Raw genomic sequence first — 11070 nt, forward strand, 5'->3', positions numbered from 1 at the left:
TATTGGTTATTGGTTATTGGTTATTGGTTATTGGTTATTGGTTATTGGTTATTGGTTATTGGTTATTGGTTATTGGTTATTGGTTATTGGTTATTGGTTCCAATGCCCTGCGCGGGCATTCTTCCCTGTTTGGCCTTCTTCCCAATGCCCTGTTTGCCCAATGCCCAATTCCCAATGCCCAATGCCCAATGCCCAATGCCCAATTCCCAATTCCCAATTCCCAATTCCCAATGCCCAATTCCCAATTCCCAATTCCCAATGCCCAATTCCCAATTCCCAATTCCCAATTCAAATTTTAGATGCCGGTGCCGTCGAAAAATTCTTGAATTGCTTTATCTTTTAACTGACAAGCGGTGGCAACAGCTAATTGGTTTTTTTCAGCTACAGCTACATGACTGGTTTGATTTAAAGTTGAGAATGCTGAATGGAAATCGGAAACAGAAGTTAATGAGGCAGATGGTTGGGGAATCAAACTTTTTAGTTGCTGTTCGAGGGATTCGATACGATCGACTAAAGAGCGAATTACCGCAGCTTCGGAATCCGGCAAACTGCCGTGTTCTAGGGGATTGACGCGCACTCCCGATCGATAAACAATGCGGCCGGGAATCCCTACAACGGTACAGTCAGATGGTACGTCTCGCAGGACGACGGAACCGGCGCCGATGCGAACGTTGTTGCCAATTAGCAGGTTGCCGAGTACCTTGGCGCCGGCACCGACAACTACATTTTCACCGACGGTAGGGTGACGTTTGCCACTTTCCTTGCCTGTGCCGCCGAGGGTGACACCTTGGTAAATTAGGGCAAAATCGCCGACGATCGCTGTTTCGCCAATCACAACCCCCATACCGTGGTCGATGAAGACGCTTTTGCCGATCGTTGCCCCTGGGTGAATTTCAATGCCGGTCAAAAAGCGAGCAATGTGGGAAATTAAGCGGGGAATGAAGGGAAGACCCAGTACGTAAAGCCAGTGTGCGAGGCGGTGCAGCACTAGGGCCTGAAGACCTGGGTAACAAAACAAAACTTCCAGCCAGTTGCGAGCGGCTGGGTCGCGATCGAAAATTATACTGAAGTCAGCTCTAAGAGTCTTTAGCACTTTCGGATTTACCAATTTTGGTTAAACACGGCACTTTCGATCTTACATTTTACTTGATGGGGGAAGTTAGTGGCGGAGCGCGAGATTTGGGGAGTCGGAGATTGGGGGAGTGTCCCTGGAGCAGATTGGGGGAGATTGCGATAAAATTTGAAGATATTCGATTGTCCCCACCTCACAGCGCCACTGCACCCTATTCCTGTACTGAGATCGTATAGTTAGACTTGACTCCGGGTTCGAGTGTGCCGACCCAAATTTTGTATGAGCCTGCTTGCCAGTCTGAATCTACAATGCCAGCATCTTTATTCTGACCTGTATCGTCTCCGCAGCGCACGGTGTTACCGGGGCCTTGTACGAGTAAGGTGGTGTCCTTGCCTCCGCTGTTGACTTGGATGGTAAGTTTGTCCAAGTTTTGCTGCAAGACTATGATGTGGTCGGGAGTGGGGGTGGCAAAACCCAAACATTTGTTTTTGTGGCGATCGGCGTTGGCAATGGCAGATAGAGAGTACGATCCGCCTGTGGAACCTCTCAAAGCTGCTGTTGGGGCCCCAAAACCTCGCGATAAAATTAATGTGCCGAAATTGGCTGTTTCTGCTAAAACTGGGTGGGTGGCGATCGCACAAGTCGCAGCCAAGATCGCAGCGTTTTTGAAATGAACTCGCGGATTAAACAACATGGCACTACTCCTCTGTCACAACTTAAAATCACAACTCAGAATTTACCCATCGCAGCCCCAAGAATCCGAACTAGGAGAGGAAGAACATTTTTTTTTAATTAGTTCAAAACCTCTTGGTTTCTCTTCCTTATTTTTATCAGAACAACACCTGTGCGATCGCCCTTCCTCGTGCCACTCCCAGTTCTGCCACACGCGCCACGCTCATACCCGCAATTGTACGGTGTCAAGATGATAAATTTGATACTGCTTGCCTCTGTATTGGGAATTGCTTCCCTATTCGCCGAGGTTTTGCTATTGTTACCTATGACTCTATCTGGCTGGCTCCATTTCCCGGTTTGGCTCAGCCTGACTTTGATTTTGCTGGCTATTTCTTGGTGCTTGGGCGATTAGTTTGCAGCGATCGGTGACGAGTTATTAGTTATTCAAAAGCCAATTATCAGAAAATTGGGTTGAAAACCCCGTCATTATAGGACGGCTTTAATTCAAATATAGAGCAAGGCTTCAACTTTTAAACCTTTTCAATACAAAGAAGTATGACAAACCCTTCAATCCAATAGATTTTAGTTTAAGCTTAAATCAGGTACACAACAAACAGGAGGTGACTCAATCTTGTTGACCAACTATGTTTACAAACTTCGTCCAAATCAAACCCAAGATTTAAAAATCTCAAACTGGGTGGATATGTTGAGAAGTCACTATAACTGGTGCCTGAACGACAGAATCATTCAATATAACCAACAGTTTGTTCAAGGAGACTACTCCGATCTCAGAAATCAGGTTGAAGCTTGTCCATTAACCTGCTTCGTCAGTAAAAATGGTGCAACTGGGAATCCCTGGAAAGATGGCAAGGTAGATTTTGAAGGTAAACTCAAAAATCCTCGTCGCACTGCTGGTGACATTCAAATCACATCCTTACCGAAGCTCAAAATAGCTAGACCTTGGTATAGTGGCAGTGACTCAACAGTTTTGCAACAGAACGTTAAACGTTTAGATACTGCCTACAGAAACTTTTTTGAAGGCAGAGGATTTCCTCAATTCAAAAACCGTAGTAACTTTACCTCTTTTACTTTTGTAATGGGAATAAAGATACAAGGTAACAAAATCTACTTGCCCAAAGTAGGTTGGATGCGGTTTTATAACTCACGCTCAATCCCTGATGGTTTCACTATAGCGGATCTAGCGAAAGATTCGCGGACGTTGTTGGGAAGAGAGCCCTCTTGGTTTCAGTGGTTATATAACCTGTCAGTCATACCTCACCTTTTTGAGAAAGGCTATATATGGTTGGTACGTGTCTCTGAGGATCGAAGACAAGTCTGTTCCCGATTACAAGGCTAAATCTCTCCAGGATGTGGTTAAAGTAATTGGATGCGACTTAGGGATTACCAAGCTGGTGCATCTTTCCGATGGATATCAAATTGAAAATCCCAAATTTTCAACTAATAAAAAAGTTAAACGCACCTTAAAAATTAGACAGAGACGAGTTAGTCGCCAAGTCAAAGGCAGTAAAAATCGGAAAAAAACAGCCAAAAAAGTAGGACTATTACATCAAAAAATCAGCAATCGGCGTCAAGCGTATCAATGGAAAGTCGCTCACAAAATAGTGGAGCGAAATATTGATGCAATTGCTTTAGAAGATTTACATATTTCTGGAATGCTACGTCGTTGTCGTGTAAAAATTGAGGAGAAAACTGGAAGATTTCTCAAAAATGGACAGTCCAGAAAAAAAGGTTTAAATCGCTCTATTTCTGATGCAGGCTGGGGTGAATTGATTTTGAAGATTGAGTATCTAGCTGCAAAGCAAGGAAAGGTCGTCATTAAAGTCAATCCTAAACACTCTAGCCAAGAATGTCGAAATTGTGGTCATATAGATAAGTCCAACAGAGATGGTGAAAAATTCATCTGTGTAGAATGTGGCTATCATGAACACGCTGATATTGGTGCTGCAAAAACGATTAGAGATCGAGCTTTGAAAATGGTACGCGGGGACTCTGCGAAACCTGGTACTATGTACCTAGACGCCCAAAAGGTATCACCACGCTCAAAAAGCAAATGTGGTGAGTTTGGGAACCCTAGCCATAGGGATATTAAGACCGAAATGTCTTAAGAATCCCCGTGCCTTGACTGCCGGGGAGTGTCAACAATCTTTCCGCTTCGCCCAACGGTCAATTCCCGTTAATGCAGCTTGCACCTATAGAACGGCCCCGGGTGTGATGATGTATACTGCAAAATTGACAATCAGGACTCTAAAATCTAGGATTTAACATCTACCTATAGAATGATGCAACGAGAAATTTCTGCGCTCTCTGAATTTCGCTCGAATGACAAAACTCTGCTGGAAACTCCTAAGAAACAGTCGCGTCCGATACACCGGGCGATCGTGTTAATGCTAGTAGCAACCGGTTTGCTGGGCCTGCACGCTAGCCGGCTGGTGGAATTGCAACTGGTACAAGGCAAGCAAAACCGGGAACGAGCCGAAAACAATCGCGTTCGCCTAGTACCCATGCCGGCGAATCGCGGACACATTGTCGATCGCAAAGGCAAGCTGCTAGCGGCTAACAATTTAGCTCGATCGGTCTATTTGTGGCCGAAAGAACAAACGCCCGAAGAGTGGAAAGTGACAGCACAAAAGTTGAGTCCGCTGCTAAAAATCCCGGCTAAAGAAATATTAGAGAAATTAAAAAAAGTCGATCCTCTATCCTACAGACCGGTGCGAATCAAGCAAGCTATGCCACCAGCATTGTTTGTACCGCTAGCAGAACAGGTGGGACAAATGCGGGGAGTGGAAGTGCGGCCAGAAGCAAGCCGCTACTATCCCGAAGGCAGTTTAGCTGCTCACGTTTTGGGATATATTGGCGAAGCTACCGCAGAAGACTTGAAAGCTCACCCGGAATATCCAATGGGGATGATTGTCGGTCAGATGGGCATAGAAGCAAGTTCTAACAAGGAAATTGCGGGTGTGTGGGGCGATCGGCTGATCGAAGTAAATGCCCAAAATCAAGAATTGCGACTGATGGGGGAGACACCGCCCAAACCGGGCGAGGCAGTGCAGCTAACCATAGACTTGTCCATGCAAAAAGCAGCCGAAACAGCCCTGGGGAACCGCCGGGGAGCAGTAGTGGCCCTTGATGTGAAAACCGGCGCGGTATTAGTTTTGGCCAGCCACCCGACTTTTGACCCCAATTTGTTTACGCGAAAAATCACTAAGGATGATTGGGCAACTCTTCAACAGGAAGAAAATCCATTTGTGAATCGAACCATGCAAGGCTATCCCCCCGGCAGCACGTTTAAAATTGTGACTTCCGTCGCGGGGATGGAGTCGGGCAAGTTTTCGCCGGACTCAATTATTGGTACTTCGTCTTACATTACTGTGGGGGGAATTGATTTTAACGAACACAGCGGCGGTTACGGAAACATCGGCTTTCGGGATGCCTTGGCTTTCAGCAGCAATACGTTTTTTTATCAAATCGGGATGAGTGCCGGGCCGGACGAAATTGCTAAGTGGGGACACCGCTTGGGCATTGGTAAGGATACGGATTTGAAGCTTTTGGGCCTAGGCGGTGGCGATCACGGTCAAATGCCGACCCCGGCCCAGAAGGAAAAAATCTATAAAGAACCTTGGTATGCTGGTGATACGGTAACAATGTCGATCGGTCAGGGGTTCGTGTTGGTGACTCCTTTGGAGGCGGCGGTGATGGTAGGTTCGATCGCCAATGGTGGTAATCGGGTCAAACCGCATCTTTTGAGTTCTCTGACTGGCAAGCCTGAGACAAAACCAGTACCTACGGGGATGAAACCTTCGACAGTTAATGTGATTAAAGAAGGACTCGTGGCAGTAGTTACCGACGGTACGGGACAGGGGCTCAATGACGGTTCAATTCCACTAACAGCGGGCAAAACTGGGACTTCGGAGGTGATCGGACAGAAGGATCACTCGCTGTATGTGGCCTATGGGCCTGCGGACAAGCCGGAAATTGCGATCGCCGTGGTTGTGGAAAATGGCGGTTTTGGTTCTGTTGCCGCGGCCCCCATCGCCAAAGAGGTGTTTCAAGCCTATTTTGGGAAACCTAAAACACCAGTCAACCCAATAGTAGTCAATCCTGAGTAGTCATTAGTCATTAGTCATGTTTTGCGAGCTTAAGAGCTCGCGAACGTTACTCGCGAACGCTATTAGTCATTAGTCATGTTTTGCGAGCTTAAGAGCTCGCGAACGTTATCAGTCATTAGTTATGAGACAGTAAGCCCAAACACAATGTTTGTGCCAATAATTTTTAAACGTGCTATGACTCATGACTGGACTGGGAGCCTCTCACTTTTGGAAAAAGCAATTTCTTTACAGTGCGAGCGTCCCCGCTCGCGAGTGTTGGATAGATCGCGAGCGGGGACAGCACTATAAAATCAAAACTGAGATGCTCCCACTGCACTGCTGATAGATGGTCGAGGTGCGTTTACGTAAAAAACCGGGTTTTTACCACCCCTACGGATGGCATCAAACTGTCCGAATTATTGACAACTGACAACTGACAACTGACTAATTCAGCCGCATAAATACTGTAGCTTTGCGAATTCCTGCGACTTCTCCCGTACTGGTGACAGTGAGCGATCGCAAGTGGTCAAAAAGTGGTCTTGCAGAAAGTTCAATTAACCTCAACAACGGGATTTGTTTTTCCCAAATTGCTCTGCTAGAGGGCCAGTCTAAATAAAAATAGCCGTCGTTAGCTGGCGGTAGCGGTTCGATGCTGGTTTGAAAATCTTGATTTGCCACCAAAGAGCCTGTTTCGGCTGCTTTGAGTGCTGCGTCCATTGCTTCTACGGAAGTCGTGAAAATTTCGTATTTGCCGACAGTGGCTCGAACTCCTTTTGCCTCGGTTTCGATCGCACTTTTGCTCTTATTTTTTACATCGTAACTCTGGCTCGTTGTCAACTGCGTCCAAGCGGTAATTTTCTGGTTTCTGAGAGTAAAGTTGCCGATACTGTATTCTTTGCTGCGGGCAATTTCATCGAGTTTGTCGATCGCCTTTTGAGCATCAGCAGATTTCTCGGCCGCAAAAATCCAGTCGGGAGTGTTTGACGAACTCGGAACCACGGCTAAAGCGTATTCTCCTTGTACCCAGTTAAATATATCTTGGGGCAAATTGACGCCCCAATTTTCCTGAAGATCTGCGATCGCGCGATCGACTAATTTTGAAGCCTCGGCGTTAGTTGACACCGCCGATGACAAATCAGTCCAAAAATTCCTTAAATCGGTGCTGGCGACAGTGAAAGGACTGGCTGAGGGTATGTACTGCAAGGCTTGCACTGGTGCGGAGAGTGTGGGAATTGCTGTTTTGTCTCCCGATGTCACCAAAGCAGTTTGGGCCAGCAATCCCCGTCGGTTGACTCCGATAGCAACTGCGAGGGAATTGGGGGAAACTTGGGAATTTTGCTTGGTTTCCGACTGCGGGAGATTGACAAATCCTAAAGCTATTCTGCCTTGAGTTAGCTGCTGCAAAGCTTTTTGATAGTTAGGACTGTTGTTGAGATTCCGGTTTGCTGATTCTACGTTATCAATTGCATCTCGCAGCACATTCGGACTGTTGGAAAATAAAACAAAACTACTGTTACTTCCTGAATCAGAACTACCGCCGATTGCTGCTGTTGCAAAGCTGGGAGGCAAAGTTGAATTTGGTAGAGAAAGCGAGTTGAAAGACCAAATCGAATCTTTTTTAGGGTTAGTTATTGGTGACTCTTTATAATAAATTTTGACACCTTTGTATACTTCCGACTGCACAGTTTTCTCCTTACGAGATTCTTTTTGCCAGTAGGAAGTGAGAAATTCTTGACTGCGATCGGCATTTTGGGAGGAAACGGCTAGCAAAAACCCGGTTTGTTTGCCGTTGTTGAGTTCGCGATCGTCGAAATCTGGCGTGGTGGTGGCGAAAGTAATTTCGTCACCTATCCAAGGTTGGATATCGCGACTGTAATCCAGGCCAGTATTAACGAGGAAGCTTTTTTTTATTTGCTCGAATTCAGCGTGCGATCGGCTTCTTTCTTCAGGAGAGGCAAAGATTTGTCGCAATGCTTCGAGGCGATCGGGATTTACCAGCATTGAAACTAACACAGGTGATTGTTTCGAGACAAACACAGCCGCAGCCGGAGTAGTTGTCGGCCCACCAGCGAGCAAATTTAGGGGAGTTTTGGTTGACAGCCAGTAAAAACCGCCTGCACTCAAGGCTAAGAGTACCAAAACGCCAGCAATGAGGAAAGAAAAGAACGATCGCAGCTTCATACAACAAGGACTAATGACCACAGTCTATTATTAACTACAGTAGCGCATGACCGTAGCTATTGACACCTGCAAAATATAGAGGCGGTGTCTGTGAGAAACCGCCCCAATATTGACAGGCTATTACCCGTCAGTTTATTTTTTTCTAAGTCAATGATTGTGCCAATCTAGCCATCAGTTCTTCAATCGATAATTGAGGCAAGTCTGCCAACAGCGATGATAAATTGTCTGGGGATAAAGCCAGCAGATCGGGGATGAGATTTACCGGGATTTCTTCTAATTGTCCCGATTGAATGAAGGTTTTTTCCATAACTGTTTGTGCCAACAAAATTTGCACATTTTGGTGTTCATTTTCTCCCGCAGGCAGAGTAGATAATTGCACTAACAGCAAGGTGAACTCGGCAACAGGCAAAGCCGAAATCGGTAGAATTAATGCGACAGTTCGTGGGTCTAACTCCCCATATCTAACTTGCAAAAAACTCTCCAAAATCATCCGCTGTCCTTCTTCCCGGCCTTGTTGGAGGCCTTGTTGGAGGCCTTGTTGGAGGCCTTGTTGTTGTGCAGCTTCTAAATGTTGTTGAAAAAGAGGTGCAATCGCCATAACTAACTCCTGATCTTCATCATCCCCTGCGGGAATAGGTGGTGTATTCGCTTGCAAATTTGCCTGCAAGATGTACAATAATTCTAGCGCGTTAGTTCGGAGTGGATTATCCACAGGCAATGCACTGAGTTCTGCGATCGCCTGTTCCTGTACCCGCCCGCGGCCCAACATCCGCAACCACATAGTCTCGGGGCTTCTCGGTAGCTGGTGAATCGCGATTAGTCCGACTCTCCAAACCTGAGTTAAAAAATAAACTCCTTTCGCCCAGCCCTCCGACTCTTCGGGAACCCGAAAACCAAAACTGTCCAGTAAAAGTTCCGAAGCAGTGGGAGTTAAAATCCACAACCTCGGCAATTGTCTTTCTTCTAAACGCTGGTCTTCTCGATTAGTCTGCCGCCCCAGTTTCGCCCTACTATTTAATAGTTTTACCACACAACTGAAGATTCCCTCAGTATTAACCGGATTGCGAAACGGCTCAATCACAGCTACAGTAGCAGCCATCTTACCCAATAAACCCAAACTCTGAACATATTCGCCCTCAAAAGAAGTGGGTTGAAACCAGACATCAATTTCTCTGACTTCAGCGGTGACATCTTTGCTGGTTTCTACTTCTCCCAGAGGCGACAATAACTCTTGAAGGTATTCTTTAGCAAACTGATCGTGGGGAAACTTAGTCATAAAGTCAATGTTTTGCACTCCCTGCTATTTTACACAAACAAATAGTCATTAATACAAACCCAACTCAAATGTTAACAATATCAACGTCCTCTGAATAAAGAGTTTTACTACCAAACATCAGTTGGAAATTATATGAAGATTTGCTCGCGGAACTGGGAAATCAACGTTCCGCCAGAATTGCTTATCATCAAGGTCAATTAGAAATTATGGTGCCGCTACCGGAACATGAAAATCGCAACAGACCGATCGATCGCACTCCAACGACAGGCGCAACCGCAGCAGTGCGAGAATTCCGGGAATGGGTGAGGAATAGGTAATTGTCAGTCTACCAACTCTTAACGTGCGAGATCCCTCGTGCACGCAAACGACAATCACAGAGCTCGCACAAAACTGGTGTTTGACTGTGCGGGGGCGAGGGCGCGAGGGCGATCGGATTATAAATCAGTCACTTTTCAACATTCACCGACACGTCCAACTACTTAGATTCAGGATTCCAACGCATCCCAATAATTGCCATTCCAGTTGGCCCGCTTGTTGAAATAATTATTGTTCCATCTGAACTATTCGCAGTTACAAAATTAGTAGCAGTCCTCCAGTGATAAGGAAATATATCTTTGCGATAGACATTATCGTCCACTACAAAAGTTTTCTCAACGCGAGATCCCTTGTACCACACAGCGCGATCGAAACCGTAAACCAACGTGCGATCGCCCTCAACTGCAACTACATTTAGTCTCAGCGGAAAGGGAAATGAGTTATGTATGAATGGAATAGAAAATGGTAAATCTGGCTTTTTGTATTTAATAGAAAGCCTTCGATATCTACCATTACTAATGCAAATATCTGCCCATTTGTTATCGACATTAAGAGACACAAAAGCATCGCCTGTTGATGTAAGACCCGCATTCTCTATGGTTAAGTCAGCATTGACATTTCTAGTGCTGTAGTAACCCAATGCACCAGCAATACCCACAGTCAGAACCCGCTCCTTTGAAAAGGATAAAAGTGTTCCTTTTATAGGTTGATGCAACGCAATAGGAACAGCATACTTTTTTCCATCTGGTTCTAGACATTGTATGCGACGCACACTGTTTCCATCTAACGTGCACAGTGCAATTCCCGATCCAACTGAACTATTAAATCCTTTCCACGGGTACGGCCCACGTACCTTACCACTGGCACTTACAAACCAAGCTTCGTCAAGGCTCATCACCCAAACAGCGTCTTTTTCAACACCTACAATCTCTGTACCAGGAATTTTGACGGACTGTTTTAGCACTCCTGTGGTGTCGTAGTGAGATATTATTTGATTACGAATAGACCAAACTCCGTCACTGCGAGCACCGAGACTCCCTGGCGACTCTAGTAGCGGTATCACTTTTGCAGTCTTGCTCACAAAAATAGCAGTCGGCATTGTTTGCTCGTTACCTTTAACGACAGTGCTTGCTAGTCCTCCTGGACTTACAGAGGTTTCTATGTAAGGTCTTACTGGGTAATATTTAGGGCCTGGTATCCCTCTAACTTGCGCCGCTTCAGGAGGAGGGGGTTGCATTTCTACTGCTTCTAGCTTAATTGGATTATTCCACTCCTTTTTTGCAATAGTCCAAATTTTTAGTTGCATACAACTAATTGGTTTTGTTGATTCCTCTGGCTGCCTATGGTTTTTTAACTCCTTTGATTGCCAATATTTTTCTTGAAAAATAACTGCGGTTATAAGCAGTATAATTGCTGATACAAACAGGTAACGCTTTTTCATGATGGTT

11 protein-coding genes are annotated in these 11070 nt (G+C 45.6%); 5 read left to right on the plus strand and 6 right to left on the minus strand.

Translation table 11 applies throughout. The features are described 5' to 3' along the window. Nucleotides 1–83: 83 nt before the first annotated feature. The 3 genes from JGK14_RS08490 to JGK14_RS08500 all read right to left on the minus strand — a co-directional run bounded on the left by JGK14_RS08490 (nt 84) and on the right by JGK14_RS08500 (nt 1766). Complete coding sequence (locus JGK14_RS08490) at nt 84–287, minus strand: hypothetical protein (RefSeq protein WP_293210258.1); 204 nt, start codon at nt 285–287, stop codon at nt 84–86. A gap of 8 nt (nt 288–295) precedes the next feature. Continuing rightward, on the minus strand, nt 296–1093 hold the full coding sequence (gene cysE / locus JGK14_RS08495) for a serine O-acetyltransferase (RefSeq protein ID WP_293176439.1): 798 nt from the start codon (nt 1091–1093) through the stop codon (nt 296–298). Nucleotides 1094–1283: 190 nt separating this feature from the next. After that, nucleotides 1284–1766, minus strand: coding sequence for a hypothetical protein (locus JGK14_RS08500; protein WP_293176437.1), 483 nt, complete (start codon nt 1764–1766; stop codon nt 1284–1286). Between the two features lie 113 nt (nt 1767–1879). Between JGK14_RS08500 and JGK14_RS08505 the strand changes: the two genes are divergently transcribed. The 4 genes from JGK14_RS08505 (at nt 1880) to mrdA (ending at nt 5871) form a co-directional block, all read left to right on the plus strand. Next, complete coding sequence (locus JGK14_RS08505; RefSeq protein WP_293176435.1) at nt 1880–2173, plus strand: hypothetical protein; 294 nt, start codon at nt 1880–1882, stop codon at nt 2171–2173. Nucleotides 2174–2375: 202 nt separating this feature from the next. Beyond that, nucleotides 2376–3101, plus strand: a complete 726-nt coding sequence (locus tag JGK14_RS08510; protein ID WP_325314957.1) for a helix-turn-helix domain-containing protein — start codon at nt 2376–2378, stop codon at nt 3099–3101. Further along, nucleotides 3055–3870 carry an RNA-guided endonuclease InsQ/TnpB family protein gene (locus tag JGK14_RS08515; RefSeq protein WP_293216880.1) on the plus strand — a complete coding sequence of 272 codons (816 nt, stop codon included), beginning with the start codon at nt 3055–3057 and terminating at the stop codon, nt 3868–3870. Before JGK14_RS08510 ends, JGK14_RS08515 begins: the two co-directional genes overlap by 47 nt. Before the next feature lie 174 nt (nt 3871–4044). Next, a complete protein-coding gene (gene mrdA / locus JGK14_RS08520) occupies nt 4045–5871 on the plus strand; it encodes a penicillin-binding protein 2 (RefSeq protein ID WP_442921441.1) in 1827 nt (608 codons plus the stop codon). Nucleotides 5872–6294: 423 nt separating this feature from the next. Here the strand turns inward: mrdA and JGK14_RS08525 are convergent, their stop codons facing one another. After that, a complete protein-coding gene (locus JGK14_RS08525; protein ID WP_325314958.1) occupies nt 6295–8052 on the minus strand; it encodes a DUF3352 domain-containing protein in 1758 nt (585 codons plus the stop codon). Between the two features lie 121 nt (nt 8053–8173). Continuing rightward, nucleotides 8174–9307, minus strand: a complete 1134-nt coding sequence (locus tag JGK14_RS08530) for a flagellar assembly protein H (RefSeq protein WP_293195841.1) — start codon at nt 9305–9307, stop codon at nt 8174–8176. A gap of 140 nt (nt 9308–9447) precedes the next feature. Between JGK14_RS08530 and JGK14_RS08535 the strand changes: the two genes are divergently transcribed. Beyond that, nucleotides 9448–9624 carry a hypothetical protein gene (locus tag JGK14_RS08535; RefSeq protein ID WP_293205866.1) on the plus strand — a complete coding sequence of 59 codons (177 nt, stop codon included), beginning with the start codon at nt 9448–9450 and terminating at the stop codon, nt 9622–9624. A 158-nt stretch (nt 9625–9782) separates the two neighbouring features. Here JGK14_RS08535 and JGK14_RS08540 read toward each other — a convergent pair whose 3' ends face one another. After that, complete coding sequence (locus JGK14_RS08540) at nt 9783–11063, minus strand: hypothetical protein (RefSeq protein WP_293190326.1); 1281 nt, start codon at nt 11061–11063, stop codon at nt 9783–9785. Between the last annotated feature and the right edge of the window lie 7 nt (nt 11064–11070).

Source organism: Microcoleus sp. PH2017_28_MFU_U_A, from assembly GCF_020738035.1.
Lineage (GTDB): Bacteria > Cyanobacteriota > Cyanobacteriia > Cyanobacteriales > Microcoleaceae > Microcoleus.

Coding starts and splice junctions, on each gene's coding strand:
- JGK14_RS08500 (WP_293176437.1), bottom strand. CDS start 1,766: ATGTTGTTTAATCCGCGAGTTCATTTCAAAAACGCTGCGATCTTGGCT.
- mrdA (WP_442921441.1), top strand. CDS start 4,045: ATGCAACGAGAAATTTCTGCGCTCTCTGAATTTCGCTCGAATGACAAA.
- JGK14_RS08530 (WP_293195841.1), bottom strand. CDS start 9,307: ATGACTAAGTTTCCCCACGATCAGTTTGCTAAAGAATACCTTCAAGAG.
- JGK14_RS08540 (WP_293190326.1), bottom strand. CDS start 11,063: ATGAAAAAGCGTTACCTGTTTGTATCAGCAATTATACTGCTTATAACC.